Origin of the sequence: Roseateles asaccharophilus (assembly GCF_031458115.1) — a bacterium.
Lineage (GTDB): Bacteria > Pseudomonadota > Gammaproteobacteria > Burkholderiales > Burkholderiaceae_C > Pelomonas > Pelomonas asaccharophilus_A.
This window is the reverse complement of the sequence record NZ_JAVDXV010000001.1, coordinates 43,533-68,202: the sequence shown is the minus strand read 5'-3', so window position 1 is coordinate 68,202 and position 24,670 is coordinate 43,533. Positions and strand designations below refer to the sequence as shown.

The window sequence follows — 24,670 nt, the reverse complement described above, 5'->3', positions numbered from 1 at the left end:
AAACGATCTCACCACGCCGGCGCTAGTTCCGCGAAGCCCTTGGGCGCGGCCTTGGCATCGTCGAAGCTGACGATCTCGTAGGCCTCGGGGTCGGCCAGCAGCGCGCGCAGCAGCTTGTTGTTCAGCGCATGCCCTCCCTTGAAGGACGTGTAGGCCGCCAGCAACGGCATGCCGGCCACCTGCATGTCGCCGATGGCATCCAGGATCTTGTGCTTCACGAATTCGTCGTCGTAGCGCAGGCCATCGGCATTCAACACCTTGTAGTCGTCCACGACGATGGCGTTGTCCATGGAGCCGCCCAACGTCAGGCCGCGCGAGCGCATCAGGTCGATGTCGGCCGTCATGCCGAAGGTGCGCGCGCGGGCGATCTCCTTCTTGTAGGTGCCCGAGCCCATGTCGAACACGAACTGGCTGCCGGTGGCCGCCACGGCCGGGTTGTCGAACTCGATCTCGAAGCTCAGCGTGTAGCCATGGTGCGGCTCCAGCTTCGCCCACATCAGCTTCTTGCCCTCGCCTTGGCGCACCTCGACCGGCTTCTTGACCTTCAGGAAGCGCTTGGGCGCATCCTGCATCGCGATGCCGGCGGACTGCAGCAGGAACACGAAACTGGCGGCCGAGCCGTCCAGCACGGGCACCTCGTCGGCGTTGATGTCGACGTAGAGGTTGTCCAACCCCAGGCCCGCGCAGGCGGACAGCAGGTGCTCGATGGTCTGCACCTTGGGGCCGCCCGGGTCTCCGCCGGGACTGATGGTGGTGGCCATGCGCGTGTCGCTGACCGACATGACACCCACCGGAATGTCCACCGGCGGGCACAGGTCCACGCGGCGGAACACGATGCCGGTGTCCAGCGGCGCCGGGCGCAGCGTCAGCTCGACCTTCTGGCCACTGTGGATGCCCACGCCCACGGCGCGGGTGATGGACTTCAGGGTGCGTTGCTTGACCATGTCAGGGATTGTCCCAGGATCAGCCCTGAACTTTGCGCTCGACGGGCAATCGCAGCGATAGCCTGGTCCCCACCCCCGGCTGCGAATCGATGCGCAGCTTGCCGCCCAGGCGCTGGGCGCGCTTGATCTGGCTCTTCAGACCGCGGCCGTGCTGGATGTTCTGCAGGTCGAAACCGGCGCCGTCGTCCTCCACGCGGATCTCGACATAGCTGCCATGGTGGCGCGTGACCATGCGCACGCGGCTGGCGCTGGCGTGCTTCAGCACGTTGTTCAGCGCCTCCTGCATCAGCCGCAGCACATGCAGCGCGTCGGGCGGCTCCAGCCACGGCAGCGGCGGCAGGTCCTGCACGTCCCATTCCAGCTTCAGGCCGCCGGTCTGCAGCCGCTTGCCCAGGCGGTAGCGCATGGTCGCCAGCAGCGACACCAGGTCGTGGCCCACCGGCTCTATGGAATCGATGACCAGGCGCAGGTCGTCCACGCATTCGCGCAGCACTTCCACGACCTTCTCGTGCGACATGGAACCCTGCTCCACCGCCACCAGCGCCGACAGCAGCGACGAGCCCAGGCCGTCGTGCATGTCCGCCATGATGCGCTGGCGCTCCAGCAGCAGCGCCTGCTGCCGCTCGGCCTCGCGCAGCTGCGCGTTCTGCATCTGCAGCACCGAGACCTGCTCGTCCAGGTCTTCCTGCAGCTGGCTGTTCTCGGCCTTGACCTGCTCGACCGTGCCCACGTAACGACGCTGCACCGCGTACAGGAAGCTGAGCATGACGATCAGCGTCGCCAGCGGCATCAGCGACACATGCTCCGGCCAGGCCCAGCCGGCCAGCAGTGCGAGGTCGTGCGCGCCGATCGCGAGGCCGACGACCAGCGCCAGTGCCATCAGGCGCAGCTCGGTGCGGCGCTCGCGCCAGGCCAGCCAGCACACGAAGCCCGTGCCCACCGCGGCGACGGCCGCCGTCACCGCGTACTGCAGCACCACCATGTCCAGCCGGCGCAGCCACAGCGGCATGCTCAGCACGCTGACCAGCGCCACGCAGGCCATCAACGCCAGCTCCAGGCGGCGGTAGCGCCGCCGCGCGAAGCGAAGCGTGTACAGCAGCGCCGTCAGCATGACCCAGGCGAGCGAGGCATGCGTGAGCCACCAGAACCAGTCCTGCGCCCACGGTGACGCCGGCAGATTCACGTAGTAGTGCAGGTTGCGCACGAACCAGGCCAGCGCGCCTAGGCCGAACAGGCTGTAGATGGCCTCGTCGGGCCGGCGCAGCCACAGCAGCAGCGCAAACAGGCCCAGCACCGCCAGCGTCAGGCTGACCGCCTGCGGCAGCACGTTCTGCATGCGCACCCGCCATTGCCAGCGCTTCTCCAGCACGTCGCGCGGCCCCACGAAGATGCGCGACACCGCGTGATAGCTGCCGGTCGGCACGGGCAGCGCCACCACCAGGTCCAGCCCTTGCGCGCCCGCACCGGGCAGCGGCAGCCACAAGGGTTGCGCCCATTGCTCACGCTCCACATGCTGGTTGTCCAGCAGCGGCTGCCAGCCATCAGGCGTGCGCACCAGCACGGCCGCCGACAGCGTCACCAGCCGCGGCATGTACAGCGCCATCGCCTCGCCGCCGGACGGCACGTGCAGCCGGTACCAGCGCATCTCATAGCCGCCCGCATCCGAGATCAGCGCCGCGCCGGGTCGCTTGCGCACATCCGGCAGGCGCTGCGCGCGCCAGGCGGCATCCGCTTCGGGAGGCAGCAACTCCGCCGGCACGTCCAGCTTGGCGCCGCCGGTGACCGCGTGGCGGCGCAGCGCGCCCCACCAGGCGTCCAGCTGCGCACGCGTCCAGCTGCTCGTGGCCAGCTCGGCGGCCGCCGATGCATCGCCGCCAGGCGGGCTGGGTTGCGGCAGGCGCTGCGCATGGGCGGCCAGGCTGGCGCTCAACGCGAGGGCCAGCAGCCAGACGCGCAGCAGAACTCCCTGGTCACGCATGGCTATGGTTATTTATGAGCGCTGACATGGGGCGCGAGCATGCCACAGGGCATCGCGCCATCCCACGGCGACGCGACCGCCCGGCGGCCGCTGGCGACCGTTCAGCCGCCGCCCGCCGGCAGGTGATGGCGGGCGGCGTCGCGCAGCTCGCGCGACAGCCGCTCGTCGCCCACGGCGCGCGACAGCAGCAGCGCCCCCACCAGCGTGGACAGCATGACCAAGGCCTCTTCGCGCTGCTCCGCAGCGTCGGCCGCCGGCATCTGCGTCTGCAGCGTGGCGAGCAGCCTTTCGACGCCTTCCGAGAAGACCTGCTTCACGGCCGGCCCGCCGCGCGCCGCGTCGCCGGCCAGCGCCACCAGGCTGCAGCCCGCACCCGGATGGTCGCGATGCGCGTCGGACAAATAGGTTCGCACCCAGGCGGTGAGGCTGCGGTCCGTCTGCTTCTTCCACTCGTCGCGGTTGGTCTGCATCGCGCGCCGCGTGGCCTGGGCCGCCAGATCGTCCTTGGACTCGAAATGGCCGTAGAAGCCGCCACGCGTCAGGCCGGCAGCCTGCATCAGGTCGTTCAGGCCGATGCCATCGAAGCCGCGCTCGCGGAACAGTTGGGCGGCGCTGTCGAGGATGCGCTCCCGGTTGGCTTCGGCCTGCTCGCGGGTGACCTTCATCGCGTTCTCCCCAGGTTGTTGGTTCAGGTGACTTGACGGATTTTATATGTTGACCGACATTTAACCCAATCATGTCAGTCGACATGAATAAACGCTTGAAGGACCCACCATGCAGATCAGCAACGCCGTCGTCTTCATCACCGGTGCCAACCGCGGCCTGGGCCTGGCCTTTGCACGCGCCGCGCTGGCGGCGGGTGCAGCCAAGGTCTACGCCGCCGCGCGCGACCCGGCCAGCATCACCTTGCCCGGCGTCGTGCCGGTCGCACTGGACGTGACCGATCCCGCCCACATCGCCGCTGCCGTCGCGCAATGCGCCGACGTGACGCTGCTGATCAACAACGCCGGCATCTCGCTGCCCGGCACGACGCAGGCGCCGGATGCGGTCGCTGCCGCGCGCCGCAGCTTCGACACCAACTTCTTCGGCCTGTGGTCGCTGACGCAGGCTTTCGCGCCGGTGCTGCAGGCCAATGGCGGCGGCGCCGTGCTGAACGTGCTGTCGGCGCTGAGCTGGGTCACGCTGCCGGGACTGGCCGGCTACAGCGCCAGCAAGGCCGCCGCCTGGGCGCTCAGCAACGGCCTGCGCGCTGAACTGCGCAGCCAGGGCACGCAGGTGACCAGCCTGCACGTGGGCTACATGGACACGGACATGACCCGCGGCCTGGACGCCCCCAAGTCCTCGCCCGATGCCGTGGCCCGCCAGGCGCTGGCGGAGCTGGAAGCTGGCGCCTTTGAGGTGCTGGCCGACGACGTCAGCCGCCAGATCAAGGCCAGCCTGTCCAGCGCGACACCGGCCTACGCCGGCTGAACGCGCAGGAGTCCGCGATGAACGCCGCCCTGCCCCTGCGAGCCCAGCCCGACGCCGCCAGTGACGGCCGCATGGCCGCCGCCCGTCACGCCTTCTCTGCTCCCGAACGCGTGCCGCTGAGGCCCGAGGAACGTGCTGCACTGGCCGCCGATGCCGAGCCCGCGCTGCGCCACGAGGGCCACAAGCTCGCACGCTGGACGCTGGGCGCCGGCCCACGCGTGCTCCTCGTGCATGGCTGGAACAGCCGCGGCGCCCACCTGCTGGGCTTTGTGCAACCCCTGGTCGCCGCCGGCTTCTCGGTGACGCTGTTCGACCTGCCGGGGCATGGCGACTCGGGCGGCCACGCAGCCAGCGTCGTTCACGCCGCACGCGCGCTGCGCGCCGTCGCGGCCGACATCGGCGAGGTCCATGCCGTCATCAGTCATTCCATGGGCTCGGCCGCGGCGCTGCTGGCATTTGCACATGGGCTGCGGGTGCAGCGCAGCGTGCATCTGGCCGGCCCGTCGTCGCTGACGCCCATGGTCAAGGGCCTGGCCGCCATGCACGGCCTGGGACCCGCGGATGCCGCCGCGTTCGCCGGCTGGGTGGAGGGGTTCATCGGCACGCGCATGGGCTGCGTGGATCTGGAGCGGCTGCTGCCCGGCCTGCGTCACCCTGGCCTCATCGTGCACGACGCCGAGGACCGCACGGTGCCGTTTGCCGCATCGACGGCCCTGCATGCCGCGTGGCCGGGTTCGCAGCTGGAGCGCGTCACAGGCCTGGGCCACCGCCGCCTGTTGATCGACGCGGACGTCATCGCCCGCAGCACAGCGTTCATCGCATCGCCCAACCTGCCATGAAAAAAGGCAAGCCCGATGGGCTTGCCTTTGCAGCGGAGAGGGCCGGGGGGCGGCTTGGTCTTCAGTCAGCCTGCTTGCGCAGGAAGGCCGGGATCTCGATCTCGTCCATGCCGTTGGACGACAGCGCCTCGACCTTGGCGGCCGCGCTGCCCGAACGGCCATGGCGCCACACGCTGGGCACATTGGCGTTGGCAAAGTCACCCAGGCCCACGCCCACGTTGGCCGGCTGCGTGCCGGCCTGCGCACCCATCGCGACGGCGTTGGTCAGCACCGGCATGGCCATGCCGTCGGTGCCGTTGCGCACCACTTGCTGGGTCTGCACCACTTGCAGCGGCGCCTGCTGGCGCGCGCGGCCGGCAGTCAGGCCAGTGGCGATGACGGTCACGCGCAGCGCGTCGCCCAGCGACTCGTCATAGGCGGTGCCGAAGATGACGTGCGCTTCGTCGGACGCGTAACGCTTGATGGCGTTCATTGCGTTGCGCGACTCGCTGAGCTTGAAGTTGCTGCGGCCGGCGGCGATCAGCACCAGCACGCCACGCGCGCCCGACAGGTCGATGCCTTCCAGCAGCGGGCAGGCGACGGCGGCTTCAGCGGCCTTGGCGGCGCGGTCCGGGCCGGTGGCCTGGGCCGTGCCCATCATGGCCTTGCCGGGTTCGCTCATGACGGTCTTGACGTCTTCGAAGTCGACGTTGACCAGGCCCGGGATGTGGATGATGTCGGAAATGCCGCCAACGGCGTTCTTCAGCACGTCATTGGCGTGCGCGAAGGCCTGATCCTGCGTAACGTCGTCGCCCAGTACATCCAGCAGCTTGTCGTTCAGCACGACGATCAGCGAGTCGACATTGGCTTCCAGCTCGGCCAGGCCGGCATCGGCCGCCTTGGCGCGGCGGCCGCCTTCGAAATCGAAGGGTTTGGTGACCACGCCCACCGTCAGGATGCCCATTTCCTTGGCCACGCGTGCGATCACCGGCGCAGCACCCGTGCCGGTACCACCACCCATGCCGGCGGTGATGAACAGCATATTGGCGCCGGCGATGGATTCGCGGATGCGGGATTCGGCTTCCTCGGCGGCGGCCTTGCCCATTTCGGGTTTGGCACCGGCGCCCAGGCCGGTGGAACCGAGTTGCAGCAATTGGTCGGCCTTGGAGCGGTTGAGCGCCTGCGCGTCGGTATTCGCGCAGATGAATTCAACCCCTTGAACGCCCTGGGCGATCATGTGGTCCACGGCGTTGCCACCGCCACCACCGACCCCGATCACCTTGATTTGGGTGCCTTGGTCAAACTCTTCGATCATCTCGATGGGCATATCAAACCTCCTACTGCAATTGTGCCTTTAGCACAGATAGATTGACTAGACGTACAACGAATTTTTTACGCTTCTTAGGGGTGCGTGCGACGGTTCAGAAACTACCCATGAACCAGTCCTTCACCCGACCGAGCAGGGTTTGCACCGAGCCGGCCTGCTGGGCAGCCTTGAAACCCCGGTTGCGCGACAGCCGCGCTTCCTCAAGCAGGCCCATGACGGTGGCCGAGCGGGGATTCGCCACCATGTCGTAAAGGGCCCCCGAATAGGTGGGCAGCCCGCGCCGGACGGGTTTCAGAAAAATGTCCTCGGCGAGTTCCACCATGCCGGGCATGACGGCCGATCCGCCGGTCAACACGATGCCGCTGGAAAGCAATTCCTCATACCCAGACTCGCGAATGACCTGATGCACCAGCGAAAAGATTTCCTCGACACGCGGTTCGATGACACCGGCCAGCGCCTGCTTGGACAGCATGCGGGGGTTGCGGTCACCCAGACCGGGCACTTCCACCTGGTCGGATGGGTCGGCCAGCAGCTGCTTGGCGACGCCGTGCTCGACCTTGATTTCCTCGGCATCCTTGGTCGGCGTGCGCAGCGCCATCGCAATATCGGAGGTGATCAGGTCACCGGCGATGGGAATGACGGCGGTATGGCGGATGGAGCCGCCGGTGAATATCGCCACATCGGTGGTGCCGGCGCCGATATCCACCAGCGCCACCCCCAGGTCGCGTTCGTCGGCGGTCAGCGCTGCATGGCTGGACGCGCTGGGGTTCAAAACCAGCTGATCGACCTCCAAACCACAGCGGCGCACGCATTTGACAATGTTTTCCGCGGCACTTTGGGCGCCGGTCACGATATGGACCTTGACCTCCAGCCGGCCGCCGCTCATGCCAATGGGTTCTTTCACCTCGTGGCCGTCGATGACGAATTCCTGCGGCTCGACCAGCAGCAGGCGCTGGTCGTTGGGAATATTGATGGCCTTGGCGGTTTCGACGACGCGGGTCACATCAACGGGCGTGACCTCCTTGTCGCGCACGATGACCATGCCGGTGGAGTTCTGGCCGCGGATATGGCTACCGGTTATCCCCGTGTAAACCCTGGATATTTTGCAGTCGGCCATCATTTCGGCCTCTTTCAAGGCCTGCTGGATGGACTGCACGGTCGCGTCGATATTGACGACGACGCCGCGCTTGAGGCCGTGCGAAGGCGCCACGCCCAAGCCGGCAATGCGCAATTCGCCGCCCGGCAAAACCTCGGCGACGACGGCCATGATCTTGGCGGTGCCAATATCCAGGCCGACGACCAGATCCTTGTATTCCTTGGGCATGTCCGTCCTCAACGTTTTCTATTTACGGGTTTCCCCGGAATCTCGGTCGTCACGCCGCGCAGCTTGACCGCGTAGCCGTCGACGTGGCGCAGATCGGCGGACAGCAAGGGGCTGTGGTAGTTCGCCGTGACCTGCGTGATGGTTTGGGCGAAGCGCCCGAAGCGTTCGGCGACTTCCGGCAAGGCGCCACGCCCCAGCTCGACGACGGCGCCGCTGCCAAAGGTGGCCCGCCAGGAGCCGCGGCCGGACAGGTCCAGCCGTTCGATGCTCTCGCCCAGCTTCTCGGCGGCGGGCGACAGCGCGCGCCACATCTGCAACATGCTGGCGGCCGCATGCGCCGGGCCGGCCAGCACGGGCAGGGTTTCGTCCTCCACGTCGCCCAGGTTGGCCTGGAAGACTTCGCCGAAACTGTTGACCAGCGCGCGCTCGGCGGCCGCCTCGGTCGCGGCGTCGGCCCCTTCGGCCCGCGCCTCCCAGTAGGCTGCGGCGCGGTGCTCCTCCAGCCTGACCTTGAGCTGCATGGGCCAGACACGGGTCAGCTGCGCGTGCCTCACCCAGGGCACGGCCTCGAACGCGGCGCGGCCGTCCTTCAGGTTCATGCTGAGGAAGGACCCATGCAAGCGCGGCAGCGCATTGGCGCGCAGCGACGCAACGCTGTTGCGGCTGACATCGCCCTCCACGTGAATGGCGCGCAGATTGAAAGCCGGCAACCGCACCGCCCAGCGCACCGCCGTCCACGCCGCCGTGCCCAGCAGGGCGGCGACGAGCAGCGCCGACACGACGTTCATCAGGCGAACGTCGGCGGGCAATGCAGCGGTGGCGAGGGCGGAGTTCACTTCCGGTCCAGCCTCGCTTGCGACAGCAGCCACAGGCACAGCTGCGGGTAGGCGATGCCCACGGCCTGGGCGGCCTTGGGCACCAGCGAATGCGAGGTCATGCCGGGGCTGGTGTTCATCTCCAGCAGGAAGGGCTTCATGTCGACCTTGCGCAGCATCAGGTCCGCGCGCCCCCAGCCGCGGCAGCCCAGCAGGCGGTAGGCCTTCAACACCAGCTGCTGGATCTCGGCCTCCAGCGCGGCGGGCAGCGTGCCGAACAGGTACTTGGTGTCGTTGGACACGTACTTGTTCTCATAGCTGTAGTCGCCGCCCTCGGCGCGGATCTCGACGACCGGCAGCGCGACGGCCGTGTCGCCCTGGCCCAGCACGGCGCAGGTGACCTCGGGGCCTTCGATGCATTGCTCGAACAGCAGTTCGTCATCGAAGCCCAGCGCCAGCTCGACGGCGCCCTGCATGTCGGAATAGCCCGCGGCCTTGGTGATGCCGATGCTGGAACCCTCGTGCGGCGGCTTCACGATGACGGGCAGGCCCAGTTCATCGGGAATGGTGCGGATGCGCTCGCGCGTCAGCTCGGCGCGGGCCAGCGCCAGGTACTGCGGCGTCGGCAGGCCTTCGGTGCCCCAGACGCGCTTGGTCATGGTCTTGTCCATCGCGACGCCGGAGGCCGTCACGCCGGAGCCGGTATACGGAATACCCAGCCATTCGAGTGCGCCCTGCAGCGTGCCGTCCTCGCCGCCGCGACCGTGCAGCGCGATGAAGGCGCGCTCGAAGCCCTCGTCCTTCAGCGCCTGCAGCGGGCGCTCGGCGGGATCGAAGGCGTGGGCATCGACACCGATGGAGGTCAGCGCCTCCAGCACGTTGGTGCCGCTCATCAGCGACACCGGCCGCTCGGCGCTGGTGCCGCCAAACAGCACGGCCACCTTGCCGAGCGACTTGGCATCGATGTTCAGGTTGACAGGCGACGTCATGCTGCGCCTCCTTGGAAATGCTGGTTCACGCGCACCGGCAGGCTGCTCATGGAGCCGGCGCCCATGCCGATGACGACATCGCCGTCGCGCGTCATGCGCGCCAGCGCGGCGGGCATGTCGGCCACGGTGTTGACGAAGTGCGGCGTGCCGATGGCGTCGGCCAGCGCGCGGCCGGTAGCACCGTCAATCGGTGCCTCGCCGGCCGAGTACACCTCGGTCAGCAACACCACGTCGGCACACTTCATCACGCGCACGAAATCGGCGAAGCAGTCACGCGTGCGCGTGTAGCGATGCGGCTGGAAGGCCAGCACCAGGCGGCGGCCCGGGTAGGCGCCGCGCGCGGCGGCCAGCACCGCGGCCATCTCCACCGGGTGGTGGCCGTAGTCGTCGATCAGCGAGAAGCGACCGCCATCGGCGGCGGGCCATTCGCCGTGCTTCTCGAAGCGGCGGCCCACGCCGGAGAAGCTGGCCAGCGCCTTCTGGATGGCCGCGTCCGGGCAGTCCAGTTCCATCGCGATCGCGATGGCCGCCAGCGCATTGCGCACGTTGTGCTCGCCGGCCAGGTTCAGCAGCACGTCCAGATCGGGTGCTTCCTCGCGCTGGCAGGTGAAGCGCATCTGCGCGCCGGCCAACGCCTGCACGTTGACCGCGCGCACGCTGACGCCTTCGCTCAGGCCGTAGCTGACCACTGGCCGCTCGATGCGGCCCAGGATGGCGCGCACGCCGGCATCGTCCGCGCACACCACGGCCGCGCCGTAGAACGGCATGCGGTGCAGAAACTCGACGAAGGCCGCATACAGCTTGTCGACCGAATGGCCATAGGTGTCCATGTGGTCCTCGTCAATGTTGGTGACGACGGACAGCACGGGGCTGAGCTTCAGGAAGGATGCATCGCTTTCGTCGGCCTCCACGACGATGAACTCGCCCTGGCCCAGCCGCGAGTTGGCGCCGGCCGCATTCAGCTTGCCGCCGATGACGAAGGTCGGGTCCAGGCCCGCTTCCACGAGGATGGCGGTGACCAGCGAGGTCGTGGTGGTCTTGCCATGCGTGCCGGCGATGGCGATGCCGCGGCGCAGCCGCATCAGCTCGGCCAGCATGACGGCGCGCGGCACGACCGGGATCTGTCGTGCGCGAGCGGCCAGCACCTCGGGGTTGTCGGCAGCGACGGCCGTGCTGGTGACCAGCGCCTGTGCATCGCCGATATGCGGCGCCGCATGGCCGATCTCCACACGCAGGCCCAGCGCGCGCAGGCGCTCGGTCGTCGCGCTCTCGGCGGCATCGGAGCCGCTGACCGCAAAGCCCAGGTTGTGCAGGATCTCGGCGATGCCGCTCATGCCGGCGCCGCCGATGCCCACGAAATGCAGTCGTTGAACCGCGTGCTTCACTTCAACATTCCTTCGATCTCGTCCGCCACGCGAGCCGCCGCACGTGGCCTCGCCAGCGAGCGCGCCTTCTCGCCCATGGCCAGCAGCAATGCGCGGTCCAGGCCGCTCAACAGTTCGTGCAGCTTCTGCGGCGTCAGCTCGGCCTGCGGCAGGTGGATCGCCGCGCCGTGCTGGGCCATGAACACCGCGTTGTCGCGCTGGTGCGAGGTGGTGCTGACCACCAGCGGCACCAGCACCGCCGCGCAGCCGGCCGCGCACAGTTCGCTGACGGTGATGGCGCCCGCGCGGCACACCACCACGTCGGCCCAGGCCAGCGCGGCGGCCATGTCGTCAATGAAGGGCCGCACCTCGGCCGCCAGGCCCGCATCGGTGTAGGCCTGCCAAACGGCGCCCAGGTGGTCCTGGCCCGACTGATGCAGTACCTGTGGGCGTTGGTCTTCCGGCCACAGCGCCAGCGCCTGCGGCAGAGCCTGGTTCAACGCGCGCGCGCCTAGTGAACCGCCCAGCACCAAGAGCCGCAGAGGCCCGATGCGATCGGCGAAACGCTCGGCTGGCAACGGCAGCGCCTCGATCTCGGCACGCACCGGGTTGCCGCTGACCACCGCGCCCGACGTGGAGGCCGCCGCCGCGCCATCAAAGCCAAACGCGATGCGCTTCGCGAACGGCTTCAGCGCGAAGTTGCTCTTCAGCATGGCCGCATCGGCATTGACCAGCATCAGCGGTCGACCCGTCAGCGCGGCCGTCAGGCCGGCCGGCACGCAGACATAGCCGCCCATGCCCAGCACGGCCGTCGCGCGGCGCTGCTCGTAGACACGCCTGGCCGCACCCAGCGACTTGAAGAAGCCGACGATGCCGCGCAGCGTGTGCTTGAGCCCCTTGCCGCGCAGGCCGGCAAATGGCAGCGCGTCCAGCTCGATGCCACGCGCCGGCACCAGCCGGTTCTCCATGCCATGCGGCGTGCCGATCCATGACACGGTCCAGCCGCGGCGCTGCATTTCCTCGGCGACGGCCAGGCCGGGAATGACGTGGCCGCCGGTGCCGGCGGCCATCACGACGAGATGCCGCTCGGCGCTCATGACCGCCCTCCGCGCATCATCTGCCTGTTCTCCAAGTCGATGCGCAACACCACCGCCAGGGCAATGCAGTTCATCAGGATGGCCGAGCCGCCAAAGCTCAGCAGCGGCAGCGTCAGCCCCTTGGTGGGCAGCGCGCCCAGGTTCACGCCCATGTTGATGAAGGCCTGGCCGCCCAGCCAGATGCCTATGCCCTGCGCGTACAGCCCGGCGAACACGCGGTCCAGCGCGATGGCCTGGCGGCCGATCAGGAAGCAGCGGCGCGTCAGCCAGAAGAACGCGAGGATGACCACGGCCACGCCGACAAAGCCCAGCTCCTCGCCGATGACGGCCAGCAGGAAGTCGGTGTGAGCCTCGGGCAGGTAGTGCAGCTTCTCGACGCTGCTGCCCAGGCCCTGCCCCACCCATTCGCCGCGGCCGAACGCGATGAGGCTGTGCGTCAGCTGGTAGGCCTTGCCCTGGGCGTACTTCTCATCCCAGGGGTTGAGGTAGGCAAAGATGCGCTCGCGGCGGAACTCGCTGAAGCTGATCATCAGCACGAAGGCGCCCACCAGCACCAGCGTGATCAGCAGGAACATGCGGCCGTTGACACCGCCCAGGAACAGGATGCCCATCGCGATGCAGGCGATGACCATGAAGGCGCCCATGTCCGGCTCGGCCAGCAGCAGCAGGCCCACGAAGGCCAGCGAGATCGCCATCGGCGTGACGGCCTGGAAGAAGTTCTCCCGCGCGTCCATCTTGCGCATCATGTAGTTGGCCGCATACAGCGCGATGCCGAACTTGGCCAGCTCCGACGGCTGGAAGTTCATGACGCCCAGCGGGATCCAGCGCCGCGCGCCATAGACCACCTTGCCGACACCGGGGATCAGCACCAGCACCAGCAGCACCAGCGCGACGACGAACACCCACGGCGCCCAGCGCTCCCACACGGCGACGGGGATCTGCACGGTCACCAGACCCGCCACCAGCGCAAAGCCGATGGCCACCATGTGCCGCGTCAGGAAATGCGTGGGCAGGTACTTGGAGAAGCGCGGGTTGTCGGGCAGCGCGATGGACGCCGAATAGACCATCAGCAGGCCGAAGGCCATCAGCGACAGCACGACCCAGACCATGGTCACGTCGAAGCCCTGCAGCTGCGTGGGCCGGCCGGCGGATGTGGACACCCAGTCGCGCACCGGCACGCTGGCGTCCTCGCCGCCGTCGCGCTTCCACAGCGACTGCAGCTTGGCCTGGAAGCCGGTCAGCACCGCGTTCACAAGGCCACCCCGCGATCGTCGGCCAGCTGCTGCACGGTGGCCACGAAGACCTCGGCGCGATGCGCGTAGTTCTTGAACATGTCCAGGCTCGCGCAGGCGGGCGACAACAACACGCTGTCGCCCGCCTGGGCTTGTTCGAGACACCAGGCGGTGGCGGCTTCCAGCGTGTCGTGGCGCTGCATGGGCACGCCGGTGCCAGCCAGCGCGGCTTCAATCTGCGGACCGTCCCGGCCGATCAGCGCGACCGCGCGCGCATGGCGTTGAACGCCGTCGGCCAGCGGCGCGAAGTCCTGGCCCTTGCCATCACCGCCGAGGATCAGCACCAGCTTGGCCGGTGCGCGGTCGGCGCCCAGGCCGGAGATGGCAGCCACCGTCGCGCCGACGTTGGTGCCCTTGCTGTCATCGAAGAACTCGACGCCATCAATGCTGCCCACCGGCTCCACGCGATGCGGCTCGCCGCGGTACTCGCGCAGGCCGTGCAGCATGGGCGCCAGCTCGCAGCCAGCGGCCGTCGCCAGCGCCAGCGCGGCCAGCGCGTTCGCCGCGTTGTGGCGGCCGCGCACGCGCAAGGCATCGGCGGGCATCAGGCGCTGGATGACCAGTGGCTCGTCTTCGTCGCCCTTGCGCTTCTTGATCGTCGGGTCCAGCTCGCGGGCGCGCACCAGCCAGGCCAGGCCGCCCTCTTCCGTCAGGCCGAAGTCGCCCGGCGCGGTCGGCGGGTTCAGGCCGAAACGCACGACGCGGCGCGACACCGTGCGGCCGGGCTTGCCGCGCGTGCCCTTCACGAACACCGGCTGCGGCACCAGGCCTTCGACCTCGGCGTCGTCGCGATTGGCGACGATGACGGACTCGCGGCCGAAGATGCGCGCCTTGGCCCGGCCATAGCCGGCCATGTCGCCGTGCCAGTCCAGGTGGTCCTGCGTCAGGTTCAGGATGGCGCCGGCGGTCGGCTCGAAGCTCGTCACGCCGTCGAGCTGGAAGCTGGACAGCTCCAGCACCCAGACCTCGGGCAGCGTCTCGAACACGGGCCCGCGCGGCGGCGGCGGGTCTATGGGCAGCGGCGTCTCTTCGTCGGGCAGCACGGCAGCGGCCGCCTCTTCCGCCGGCACTTCTTCCTCGACGGTCTCGTCCTCGATCTCGGCCGCGACGACCTCTTCCGGCGTCAACAGTGGCGCCGGATCGGGCTCCTTGGCCAGCGCCTCTGTCAGCGTGTCCAGCAGCGTGGGGCCGATGTTGCCGGCGATGGCCACGCGCTTGGCCGCGCGCTCGACCAGCAGGCCGGTCATGCAGGTCGTCGTCGTCTTGCCGTTGGTGCCGGTGATGGCCAGCACCGCAGGGGCGTAGCCGTGCTGCGTCTTCAACGCGGCCAGCGCGTCGGCGAACAGGTCCAGCTCGCCGCGCACGGCGGGGCCGTGCTCGTAGACCGCCTGGAGCCGCGCATCCAGCGGCGACAGGCCCGGGCTCTTCAGCACGGCGTTGAAGCCCGCGACCACCTCGGCCGTCAGTTCGCCCGTGATGAAGGCGGCCGCGTCACCCAGCGCACCGAGTTGCGGAGGCTGCTCGCGCGAATCCCACACCGTGACCTGCGCGCCAAAACGCGCGCACCAGCGGGCCATCGCGAGACCGGAGTCCCCGAGGCCCAGCACAAGCACGCGCTGTCCGGCAAACGACGACAGGTCGACCTGCATCAATCAAGCCTCGCGAAAGAGTGCACGGCCAAGCGGCCCCGGTGGAACTGGCTTTGCCAGGCCACTCGGGGCGCCCCCTTGAGGGGGAGGCGCGAAGCGCATCGGGGGTGGGCCGTCATCGCAGCTTCAGGCTGGCCAGGCCGACGAGGCACAGCAGCATCGTGATGATCCAGAAGCGGATGACGACCTGCGTCTCCTTCCAGCCACCCTTCTCGAAGTGGTGGTGCAGCGGCGCCATGCGGAAGATGCGGCGGCCTTCGCCGAACTTCGCCTTCGTGAACTTGAACCAGCTGACCTGGATCATCACGCTCAGCACTTCGGCGACGAAGATGCCGCCCATGATGCCCAGCACGATCTCCTGGCGCGTGATGACGGCCAGCGTGCCCAGGCCGCCGCCCAGCGCCAGCGCACCCACGTCGCCCATGAACACCTGGGCCGGGTGCGCGTTGAACCACAGGAAGGCCAGGCCTGCGCCGGCCATCGCGGCGCAGAAGATCAGCAGCTCGCCGGCACCCGGGATGTAGGGCAGCAGCAGGTATTTGGAGAACACCGACGAGCCGGTCAGGTAGGCGAACAGGCCCAGCGCCGAACCGACCATCACGACCGGCATGATGGCCAGGCCGTCCAGGCCGTCGGTGAAGTTCACCGCGTTGCTGGTGCCGACGATGACGAAATAGGCCAGCGCCACGAAGCCCCACACGCCCAGCGGCATGGAGATGGTCTTGAAGAACGGGATCAGCAGGTCGGCCTTGGGCGGCAGCTCGGTCGAGAAGCCGCTGCTCACCCAGCGGAAGAACAGCTGCACGACGCCCAGGAAGCTCGTCTCCGATACGCTGAACGCGAGGTACAGCGCCGCGAACAGGCCGATCAGGCTTTGCCAGAAGAACTTCTCGCGGCTGCGCATGCCTTCGGGGTTCTTGTCGACCACCTTGCGCCAGTCGTCCACCCAGCCCACGGCGCCGAAGCCCATCGTGACGATCATCACCACCCAGACGAAGCGGTTGCTCCAGTCGAACCACAGCAGTGTCGAAACGCCGATGCCGATCAGGATGAGCACGCCGCCCATCGTGGGCGTGCCGGTCTTGGCCAGGTGAGCCTGCACGCCGTAGCTGCGCACGGGCTGGCCGATCTTCATCGCCGTCAGGCTGCGGATGACCCAGGGGCCGAAGGCCAGGCCGATCAGCAACGCCGTCATCGCGGCCATCACCGCGCGGAAAGTGATGTACTGGAAGATGCGCAGAAACCCCAGGTCGGGGTACAGGCCCTGCAGCCATTGGGCGAGGCTAAGCAGCATGCGGGCCTCCGGCGTTGTTCTGGAGAGCGGCGACCACTTGTTCCATCTTCATGAAGCGCGAGCCCTTGACCAGGGTCTGGGCTGCGTCGGGTTGTTCGTTGAGGGCCGCGATCAGCGCGGCCGTGGCGTCGAAGGCGCGGGCGTTCGGGCCGTAGGCCGCCGCCGCGTCGCGGGCGGCACTGCCGGCCGTCCACAGATGGGCGATGCCCAGCTCGGCTGCGTAGGCGCCCACCTCGCGGTGGAAGGCCGGGCCCTGGTCGCCCACCTCGCCCATGTCGCCGAGGATGAGCCAGCCGGCGCCGGGCAGCGCGGCCAGCATCGCGATGGCGGCGCGCACGCTGTCGGGGTTGGCGTTGTAGCTGTCGTCGATGAGCGGGCGGCCGCGCGCATCGCGCTTCAACTCGCTGCGGCCCTTGACGGCGCGGAAGTCCTCCAGCCCGCGCTGGATGGCCGACAGCGGCGCCCCCGCGCCCAGCGCCGACGCGGCGGCGGCCAGCGCGTTGCGCACGTTGTGCTCGCCCGCCATCTGCAGCGCGACCGGCACCGTGCCGGCCGGCGTGTGCAGCTCCAGCGCCCAGTGCGAGCCCTGCCATTGCGCCTCGCCGGTCACGTCGGCCTCGCCGTGCAGCGCGAAGGTCAAATGCGGGCGCGTGCCGGCCATCTGGAACCACACCGGCGCGCAGGCATCGTCGGCCGGAAACACCGCGCAGCCGCTGGGCGACAGCGCTTGCAGCACGGCGCCGTTCTCGCGTGCGACGGCCTCGACGGTGGCCATGAACTCCAGGTGCTCGCGCTGCGCGTTGTTGACCAGCGCCACCGTGGGCGCCGTCATCGCGGCCAGCGGCGCGATCTCGCCGGGGTGGTTCATGCCCAGCTCGATGACGGCGGCGCGGTGGCTCAACTCATCGTCATGGCGCAGCCGCATCAGCGTCAGCGGCACGCCGATGTCGTTGTTGTAGTTGCCCTGCGTGGCCAGCGCATCGTCACCCGCCCAGGCGCGCAGGATGCTGGCGATCATCTGCGTCGTCGTCGTCTTGCCGTTGGAGCCGGTGACGGCGATGACCGGCAGCTGCTGCTGGCGGCGCCACGCGGCGGCCAGTTGGCCCAGCGCGGCCTTGGCGTCGGGCACCAGCAGGCCCGGCAGCGCGCCGAGGTTACGCTCGGCAAGCGCCGCGACGGCGCCTGCCTGGGCGGCCTGGGCAATGAAGTCGTTGGCATCGAAGCGCTCGCCGCGCAGCGCGACGAACAGGTCACCCTGCTGCAGCGTGCGGGTGTCGCTGTGCACGCGGGCGAAGGCGGTTGCGCCGTCGCCCACCAGCGTGGAGCCGGGCAGCAGCGCCTGGGCTTCGGCCAGGGTCATGAAGTTCACAGCCCGGCCCTTTCCAGCAGCGCGGTGCGCGCCTCGGCCACGTCGGAGAACGGCCGGCGCACGCCCATCACTTCCTGGTAGTCCTCATGGCCCTTGCCGGCGATCAGCACGATGTCGCGCGCACCGGCCTCGGCGATGGCCCCGCGTATCGCCTCCTCGCGGGCCTCGATGACGGTGGCCGCCGGCGCCGCGGCCGTGATGTCGGCCAGGATCTGCGCCGCAGCCTCGGTGCGCGGGTTGTCGGTGGTGACGACCACGCGGCCAGCCAGCCGCGCGGCGATGGCGCCCATCTGCGGACGCTTGCCACGGTCGCGATCGCCGCCGCAGCCAAACACGCAGACCAGTTCGCCGCCGCGCGCGGTCGCCAGCCCCTGCAGCGCCGACAGCGCCTTGTCCAGCGCGTCGGGCGTGTGTGCGTAGTCCACCACCACCTGCGGCAGCTCGCGGCCATTGCCCACGCGCTGCATGCGCCCCGGCACCGGCGTCACGCGCGCCAGCGCTCGGGCCACGTCGGCCAGCGAATGGCCTTGCGCGCGCAGCGCGCCGGCCACGCCCAGCAGGTTGGCGGCGTTGTAGTCGCCGATGAGGCCGGTCTGCAGCGGCACGGCGTCGGCGCCCTCGTGCAGCGTGAAGGCCAGGCCCTCGCCGGTGTAGTGCAGGCCGCGCGCGGTCAGCCGCGCGTCCTGACGCTGCACGCCGGTGGTCCACACATCCAGCGCCGACAGTTCGGCCGCCAGGCCGGCGCCCTTGGCGTCGTCCAGGTTGACGACGGCCGCGCGCAGGCCCGGGAAACCGAACAGCGCGCGCTTGGCCACCCAGTAGGCGTCCATGTCGCCGTGGTAGTCCAGGTGGTCCTGCGTGAAGTTGGTGAACACGGCCACGCGCACGGCCGTGCCGGCCAGGCGCTTCTCGACGATGCCGATGCTGCTGGCCTCGATGGCGCAGGCCGCGAAGTCATCCTGCTGCATGCGCGCGAACGCGGCCTGCAGCAGCACGGGGTCGGGCGTCGTCAGGCCGTTGTAGTCCAGCTTGGGCGGCTCGCCGATGCCCAGCGTGCCGACCACGCCGCAGCGCTTGTTCAGCACGGCCGAGGCCTGCGCGATCCACCAGGCCGACGAGGTCTTGCCGTTGGTGCCGGTGACGGCGATGACATCCAGCTTGTCGGTGGGGTTGCCGAAGAAGGTCGCGGCGATCTCGCCGGTGCGGGCCTTCAGGCCGGGCAGCGAGGCCACGCGCGCGTCGGTGAAGCCGAAGCGGTCCACGTCGGCGTCTTCCACCAGACAGGTGGCCGCGCCCGCCGCCAGCGCCGCGGCGACGTACTCGCGGCCGTCGCGTGCGTAGCCGGGCCAGGCGATGAAGGCGTCGCCGGGCATGACCTGGCGGCTGTCGGTGCGCAGCGTGCCGGTGCACCATTCGGTGAGCCAGCGCGCGGCGGCTTCGGGAGACTTCAGGCGGGTCAGCATTTAGAAGCTCTCCTCCACGGGGACCGCCTTCTGGTTGGCGACGATCTGGCTCTTCACGTCCAGGTCCGGCGCCACGCCCATCAGGCGCAGCGTCTGCGCGGTGACCTGGCTGAACACCGGACCGGCCACGGCGCCGCCGTAATAGACGCCGGTGCTGGGCTCGTCCACCATGACGGCGACGACGATGCGCGGCTTGTTGATCGGCGCGAGACCCACGAACCACGAGCGGTACTTGTTGACGTAGCCGCGGCCCTCCTGCTTGTGGGCCGTGCCGCTCTTGCCACCGATGCTGTAGCCGGGCACCTGGGCCAGCCGCGCGGTGCCGGCGGGGCCGGCAGCGTCCTGCAGCATGCTGCGCAGCTCGCGGGTGACCTCGGGGCTGAACACGCGGATGCCGGCCACCGGGTGGTCATGCGGCTGGCGCAGCATGCTGACCGGGATGATCTCGCCGTCGCGCGCGAACACCGTGTAGGCACGCGCCAGCTGGAACAGCGACGCCGACAGGCCGTAGCCGTAGCTCATCGTCGCCTGCTCGATGGGCCGCCAGGTCTTGTAGGGGCGCAGCTTGCCGCTCACCGCGCCGGGGAAGCTGATCTGCGGACGCTGGCCCAGGCCGATGGCCGTGAACATCTCGTGCATCTCGCGCGCCGGCATCTGCATGGCGAGCTTGGTCGTCCCGATGTTGCTGGACATCTGGATGACCTCGTGCACCGAGATCAGCCCGTGCGGCTTGGTGTCGCTGATGACGGCACCCTGGAAGGGGTAGCGGCCGTTGCCGGTGTCCACCAGCGTGCGCGACGTGACGCGGCCGGTCTCCATCGCCAGGCCGGCGATGAACGGTTTCATCGTCGAACCGGGCTCGAACACATCAGTCAGCGCGCGGTTGCGCAACTGCTCGCCGGACAGGTTCTGGCGGTTACCCGGGTCGTAGCTCGGGAAGTTGGCCAGCGCCAGCACCTCGCCGGTCTGCACGTCCAGCACCACCACCGAGCCCGCCTTGGCCTTGTTGGCAGCCACCGCGTCGCGGATGCGCTGGTAGGCGAAGAACTGCACCTTGGAGTCGACGGCCAGATCCACGTCGCGGCCGTTGGCGGCGGGCACGATGTCGCCGATGTCTTCCACGACACGGCCCAGGCGATCACGCACGACGGAGCGCGAGCCATCGCGGCCCTGCAACTCCTTCTGGAACGCCAGCTCCACACCCTCCTGGCCCTTGTCCTCGACATTGGTGAAGCCCACCACATGCGCAGCGGCCTCGCCCTCGGGGTATTTGCGGCGGTACTCGCGGTCCTGGAACACGCCCTTGAGCTTCAGCGCCTTGACCTTGGCGGCCGTGTCGTCGTCGGACAGCCGCTTGAGCCAGACGAAGCGCGCCTCCGGGTTCAGCTTGGCCTGCAGCTCCTTGTGGCTGATGCCCAGCGCCTTGGCCAGTTCGCGGCGCTTGTCCGCGTCGGCGTCCACTTCCTTCGGGATGGCCCAAATCGACGGCACGGCCACGCTGGCGGCCAGCACCTGGCCGCTGCGGTCGTTGATGCGGCCGCGGCTGGCCGGCAGCTCCAGCGTGTGCGCGTAACGGGCCTCGCCCTGTTTCTGGAAGAAGTCGGTGTGCAGGATCTGCACGTACACGGCCCGGCCCAGCAGGCCCGCGAAGGCCAGGCCCACCAGCGCGACGAGGAAGCGCGAGCGCCACGGCGGCGTCTTGGACGCGAGCAGCGGGCTGGTCGAGTAGCTGACCGCGCGGCCCGAGCCGAGCAGGCGTGCGCCGGACTTGGGTTGCTTGCTCACGGGGCCACTCCCGAAGCAACCACCGCCGGTGAGATCAGCCGCATGCCCAGGCGCTCGCGCGCCACCTGCTCCACGCGCAGGTTGGTGGCCTGCGCATGGCGCTCGGCCTTCAGGCGTTCGGCGTCGGCGGCCAGCCGGTGGCCCTCGGCCTTGGCGCGCTCGCGCTCGGTGAACAGGCGGCGCGACTCGTAGGCGTTGTGCACCAGGCCCAGTCCGCTGGCCAGCACGGCCAGGATGAGAATGAGGTTGATCTTGACCACGCCGCTAGCCTTTCAGCGGCGCGTCGGTGCGCTCGGCGATGCGCAGCACGGCCGAACGCGAGCGCGGATTGGCGCGCACCTCGGTCTCGCTGGGCTTCACGCGCCCCAGCGCCTTGAGCGCCAGCGGCGGCGGCGGCGCGAACGGCGCGCGGCGGTCCACCTCGGCCTTGCTATGGCTGGCAATGAACTGCTTGACGACGCGGTCTTCCAGCGAGTGGAAGCTGATCACCGACAGCCGGCCGCCGGGCGCCAGCAGCCGCAGCGCGGCATTCAGCCCCTGCTCCAACTGGGCCAGTTCGCCATTGACATGAATCCGAAGGGCTTGAAAGGTGCGCGTGGCCGGGTCTTGGCCGGGCTCGCGGGTCTTGACCGAGCGAGCCACGAGTTCGCGCAGTTCGTCGGTGCGCGTGAGCGGCGCACCGGCTTCTCGGCGAGCAACAAGCGCCTTTGCAATCTGGCCAGCAAACCGTTCTTCGCCATAGTCTCGAATCACCCGTGCAATCTCGCGCTCATCCGCCTGCGCAAGGAAATCGGCCGCGCTCTCGCCGCGCGTGGTGTCCATGCGCATGTCCAGCGGCCCGTCGAAGCGGAAGCTGAAGCCGCGCTCCGGGTTGTCGATCTGCGGGCTGGACACACCCAGGTCCAGGAGCACACCATCCACCTGATGGACACCCAGATCCGCCAATGCATCGGCCATGTCGGCAAAGCCGCTGTGGACGATGGAGAAGCGCGGATCGGCGATGGCTGCCGCCGCGGCAATAGCCTCGGGGTCGCGGTCGATGCCGATGAGCCGCCCCCCAGGCGCCAGCTTGCTCAGCAGCAGGCGCGAGTGGCCGCCGCGACCGAAGGTGCCGTCCACATAGATGCCTTCCGGCCGCGCCAGCACGCCCTCCACCGCCTCGTTCAGCAGCACGGTGGTGTGGCGGAACGTGGCGTTCTCGTCCATGGCGGCCATCAGAAGCTGAAGTCCTTGAGCGCGTCGGGCAACGGGCCGGCCATCACGTCGGCCTCGTGGGCGGCATGGGACTCGGTGTCCCAGATCTCGAAGTGGCTGCCCATGCCCAGCAGCATCACGTCGCTCTTCAGGCCGGCGCTCTTGCGAAGTTCCGGCGCGATCAGCACGCGTGCGGCGGAGTCGATCTCGACGTCCTGGGCGTTACCCAGGAACACGCGCTTCCAGCCGGCGGCCGCCATCGGCAGCGCGGCGACCTTGTCGCGGAAGGCCTCCCAGGTCGGCCGCGGAAACAGCATCAGGCAGCCGTCGGGGTGCTTGGTGATGGTCAGCCGACCCTCGCAAAGCAGCTGCAGCACCTCGCGGTGCCGCGTAGGAACGCTCAGGCGCCCCTTGGCGTCCAGCGCCAAGTTGGAGGCTCCTTGAAAGACGATTTCCGACACTTATCACCACGAAACGACACTTTCCACCACTTTAATGCCCGCACCAGGGTGGGTCAAGGTTCCACACAAGTTTTTTCAATGAAATCAAGCACTTAGCTCGACTGTCAATTTATACAGCCAGACTCGAAAATTCCCTTGATAAATAAGGACTTGGAGAAATATTGCGAAGTTTTGCTTGAACTAAGAAGGCGAAACTACCGTGTTTGTCCGCATACGTGGGGGTAGCGGCGAGCACGGGCTGTAAACATCACCGGCGGCGAGGCGGACGGCACCCAGGCGCAACACCGTCCGACACGCCTCGCCGGGTTTTGCTGCACAAGTCACGGCGGGCCCTGACGCCTGGCGCCCGCAACGGCGGTGATCACACCGGTTTCTGCTGAAATTTCGGGTGGTTTCATGCTACCCACCCGACGTCGCTGGCGGGTCGCTTGAAGCGCCGTTCATCAAAAACAGGGCCAAGCCATGAACTTCCTGTCCCGCCTGCGTATCGGACAACGCCTGACTGCCGGCTTCGCCGTCGTGATCGCCTGCCTCGTGGGCATGGCCGCGCTGGGCTACTTCGGCATCCGCACGCTGAATGCCGAGGTGGGCCAGCTGCTCAGCAGCGACTACAAGGCCGTGGCGCTGGCCAACAAGGCCAAGGGCGAACTGGGCGACGCGTCGCGCAGCCTGATGACCACGCTGATCATGACCGGCGAGGAGCAGATCAAGAAGGAGCTGGACAACGTCGCCGCCCTGCTGGCCGCCAACGAGAAGACGCTGGCCGAGCTGGAGCCACTGCTGACCGACGAGGCCGGCCTGGAGCAGATGAAGGCCGTCAAGGAGGCGCGCGCCAAGTTCATGCCGGCGCAGGAGGCCTTCGTGAAGATGGTGGTGGCCGGCGACACCGAGGGCGCGCCGCTGAAGTACCAGTTCTCCGTGCGGGCAGCGCAGGTCAAGTACATGGTGTCCTTGAACAAGCTGGTCGACAACCGCAATGCGGCGATGGAGGATGCCGGCCGCAAGTCCGACGAAGTGGCCCGCAAGACGGCGCTGATGCTGGTCGCGCTGGCGGCCGCGGCCATCGCGGCCAGCGTGCTGACCGGCGTGCTGATCACGCGCGGCATCGTCGTGCCGCTGCGCGGCGCGGTGGCGCTGGCGCGCAAGGTGGCGTCGGGCAACCTGACCAGCCAGATCGAGGTGCGTGGCCGCGACGAAACGGGCGAGCTGCTGGAGGCACTGTCCGAGATGAACGAGAGCCTGAAGGGCATCGTGGGTCGCGTGCGCGAGGGCACGGAGTCCATCTCGTCGGCATCCAGCGAGATCGCCAGCGGCAACCTGGACCTGTCGGTGCGCACCGAATCGCAGGCAGCGTCGCTGGAGCAGACGCTGTCGGCCATGAAGACGCTGACCGATGCGGTGCAGCAGAACGCGCAGAACGCGCAGCAGGCCAACCAACTGGCCCAGGCGGCCTCGCAGGTGGCGGCCGAAGGCGGCGCCGTGGTGTCTCGCGTCGTCACGACCATGGGCAGCATCGACGCGTCATCCAAGAAGATCGTGGACATCATCAGCGTCATCGACGGTATTGCCTTCCAGACCAACATCCTGGCGTTGAATGCGGCCGTGGAAGCTGCGCGCGCGGGCGAGCAGGGTCGTGGCTTCGCCGTCGTGGCCGGCGAGGTGCGCTCGCTGGCGGGCCGCAGCGCGGACGCCGCCAAGGAGATCAAGCGCCTCATCAGCGATTCGGTCGAGAAGGTCGCCCAGGGCAGCCAGCTGGTCGACCAGGCCGGCAACACCATGCAGGGCGTGGTGGCGAGCGTGCAACGGATGACGGACATCATGGGCGAGATCACGCACGCCAGCGCCGAACAGAGTGCCGGCATCGAGCGCGTCACGCATACCATCCATGACATGGACAAGAACACGCAGCAGAACGCCGCGCTGGTGGAGCAAGCAGCCGCCGCGGCCGACTCGCTGCGCACCCAAGCCCAGGGACTCGAAGAAGTCGTCAGCCTTTTCAAGCTGGAAGCCTCGCGCTGACATCACCCGAACAGGAGA

Annotated in this window: 21 protein-coding genes; 3 read left to right on the top strand and 18 right to left on the bottom strand. The window is 68.7% G+C overall.

Translation table 11 applies throughout. The features are described 5' to 3' along the window. Positions 1-8: 8 nt before the first annotated feature. From lpxC to J2X21_RS00285, 3 genes are all read right to left on the bottom strand, one after another. Positions 9-944: a UDP-3-O-acyl-N-acetylglucosamine deacetylase gene (gene lpxC, locus J2X21_RS00295; protein ID WP_310323460.1), complete on the bottom strand. Its 936-nt coding sequence runs from the start codon at positions 942-944 to the stop codon at positions 9-11. Between the two features lie 19 nt (positions 945-963). Beyond that, complete coding sequence (locus J2X21_RS00290; protein ID WP_310323458.1) at positions 964-2,922, bottom strand: sensor histidine kinase; 1,959 nt, start codon at positions 2,920-2,922, stop codon at positions 964-966. Positions 2,923-3,023: 101 nt separating this feature from the next. Beyond that, positions 3,024-3,587: a TetR/AcrR family transcriptional regulator gene (locus J2X21_RS00285; RefSeq protein ID WP_310323456.1), complete on the bottom strand. Its 564-nt coding sequence runs from the start codon at positions 3,585-3,587 to the stop codon at positions 3,024-3,026. 109 nt (positions 3,588-3,696) lie between these two features. On the opposite strand from J2X21_RS00285, the gene J2X21_RS00280 reads away from it, so the two are divergent. Both J2X21_RS00280 and J2X21_RS00275 read left to right on the top strand, forming a co-directional pair. Continuing rightward, positions 3,697-4,392, top strand: coding sequence for an SDR family oxidoreductase (locus tag J2X21_RS00280; RefSeq protein ID WP_310323454.1), 696 nt, complete (start codon positions 3,697-3,699; stop codon positions 4,390-4,392). A gap of 17 nt (positions 4,393-4,409) precedes the next feature. Further along, complete coding sequence (locus J2X21_RS00275; RefSeq protein ID WP_310323450.1) at positions 4,410-5,231, top strand: alpha/beta fold hydrolase; 822 nt, start codon at positions 4,410-4,412, stop codon at positions 5,229-5,231. A 61-nt stretch (positions 5,232-5,292) separates the two neighbouring features. Here the strand turns inward: J2X21_RS00275 and ftsZ are convergent, their stop codons facing one another. The 15 genes from ftsZ to mraZ all read right to left on the bottom strand — a co-directional run bounded on the left by ftsZ (position 5,293) and on the right by mraZ (position 22,624). Beyond that, a complete protein-coding gene (gene ftsZ / locus J2X21_RS00270; protein WP_310323447.1) occupies positions 5,293-6,537 on the bottom strand; it encodes a cell division protein FtsZ in 1,245 nt (414 codons plus the stop codon). Between the two features lie 94 nt (positions 6,538-6,631). Then, positions 6,632-7,861 carry a cell division protein FtsA gene (ftsA, locus tag J2X21_RS00265; RefSeq protein WP_310323445.1) on the bottom strand — a complete coding sequence of 410 codons (1,230 nt, stop codon included), beginning with the start codon at positions 7,859-7,861 and terminating at the stop codon, positions 6,632-6,634. Positions 7,862-7,869: 8 nt separating this feature from the next. Beyond that, on the bottom strand, positions 7,870-8,697 hold the full coding sequence (locus tag J2X21_RS00260) for a cell division protein FtsQ/DivIB (protein ID WP_310323443.1): 828 nt from the start codon (positions 8,695-8,697) through the stop codon (positions 7,870-7,872). Continuing rightward, on the bottom strand, positions 8,694-9,665 hold the full coding sequence (locus tag J2X21_RS00255; RefSeq protein WP_310323440.1) for a D-alanine--D-alanine ligase: 972 nt from the start codon (positions 9,663-9,665) through the stop codon (positions 8,694-8,696). Before J2X21_RS00255 ends, J2X21_RS00260 begins: the two co-directional genes overlap by 4 nt. Then, on the bottom strand, positions 9,662-11,050 hold the full coding sequence (gene murC / locus J2X21_RS00250; RefSeq protein ID WP_310323438.1) for a UDP-N-acetylmuramate--L-alanine ligase: 1,389 nt from the start codon (positions 11,048-11,050) through the stop codon (positions 9,662-9,664). The genes J2X21_RS00255 and murC overlap by 4 nt, the downstream gene beginning before the upstream one ends. After that, the gene (murG, locus tag J2X21_RS00245; RefSeq protein ID WP_310323436.1) at positions 11,047-12,126 is read right to left on the bottom strand and encodes an undecaprenyldiphospho-muramoylpentapeptide beta-N-acetylglucosaminyltransferase; all 1,080 of its coding nucleotides are present in this window, start codon (positions 12,124-12,126) and stop codon (positions 11,047-11,049) included. Before murG ends, murC begins: the two co-directional genes overlap by 4 nt. After that, positions 12,123-13,337, bottom strand: coding sequence for a putative lipid II flippase FtsW (ftsW, locus tag J2X21_RS00240; RefSeq protein WP_404666566.1), 1,215 nt, complete (start codon positions 13,335-13,337; stop codon positions 12,123-12,125). Before ftsW ends, murG begins: the two co-directional genes overlap by 4 nt. A 38-nt stretch (positions 13,338-13,375) precedes the next feature. Beyond that, the gene (gene murD, locus J2X21_RS00235) at positions 13,376-15,067 is read right to left on the bottom strand and encodes a UDP-N-acetylmuramoyl-L-alanine--D-glutamate ligase (protein WP_310323433.1); all 1,692 of its coding nucleotides are present in this window, start codon (positions 15,065-15,067) and stop codon (positions 13,376-13,378) included. Between the two features lie 115 nt (positions 15,068-15,182). Next, complete coding sequence (mraY, locus tag J2X21_RS00230; RefSeq protein ID WP_310323431.1) at positions 15,183-16,361, bottom strand: phospho-N-acetylmuramoyl-pentapeptide-transferase; 1,179 nt, start codon at positions 16,359-16,361, stop codon at positions 15,183-15,185. Continuing rightward, complete coding sequence (locus tag J2X21_RS00225) at positions 16,351-17,721, bottom strand: UDP-N-acetylmuramoyl-tripeptide--D-alanyl-D-alanine ligase (protein WP_310325389.1); 1,371 nt, start codon at positions 17,719-17,721, stop codon at positions 16,351-16,353. The genes mraY and J2X21_RS00225 overlap by 11 nt, the downstream gene beginning before the upstream one ends. A gap of 5 nt (positions 17,722-17,726) precedes the next feature. Continuing rightward, a complete protein-coding gene (locus J2X21_RS00220; RefSeq protein ID WP_310323429.1) occupies positions 17,727-19,193 on the bottom strand; it encodes a UDP-N-acetylmuramoyl-L-alanyl-D-glutamate--2,6-diaminopimelate ligase in 1,467 nt (488 codons plus the stop codon). Then, positions 19,194-20,978 carry a peptidoglycan D,D-transpeptidase FtsI family protein gene (locus J2X21_RS00215; RefSeq protein ID WP_310323427.1) on the bottom strand — a complete coding sequence of 595 codons (1,785 nt, stop codon included), beginning with the start codon at positions 20,976-20,978 and terminating at the stop codon, positions 19,194-19,196. Next, positions 20,975-21,238, bottom strand: coding sequence for a cell division protein FtsL (gene ftsL, locus J2X21_RS00210; protein ID WP_310323425.1), 264 nt, complete (start codon positions 21,236-21,238; stop codon positions 20,975-20,977). Before ftsL ends, J2X21_RS00215 begins: the two co-directional genes overlap by 4 nt. A gap of 4 nt (positions 21,239-21,242) precedes the next feature. Beyond that, a complete protein-coding gene (gene rsmH, locus J2X21_RS00205) occupies positions 21,243-22,184 on the bottom strand; it encodes a 16S rRNA (cytosine(1402)-N(4))-methyltransferase RsmH (protein ID WP_310325387.1) in 942 nt (313 codons plus the stop codon). Positions 22,185-22,192: 8 nt separating this feature from the next. Beyond that, positions 22,193-22,624, bottom strand: a complete 432-nt coding sequence (gene mraZ / locus J2X21_RS00200) for a division/cell wall cluster transcriptional repressor MraZ (RefSeq protein WP_310325385.1) — start codon at positions 22,622-22,624, stop codon at positions 22,193-22,195. A gap of 471 nt (positions 22,625-23,095) precedes the next feature. Here mraZ and J2X21_RS00195 point away from each other — a divergent pair, with 471 nt between their 5' ends. Then, positions 23,096-24,652 (top strand): methyl-accepting chemotaxis protein, encoded by a 1,557-nt coding sequence (locus J2X21_RS00195; RefSeq protein WP_310323423.1) that lies wholly within the window; start codon positions 23,096-23,098, stop codon positions 24,650-24,652. The last annotated feature ends 18 nt before the right edge of the window (positions 24,653-24,670 follow it).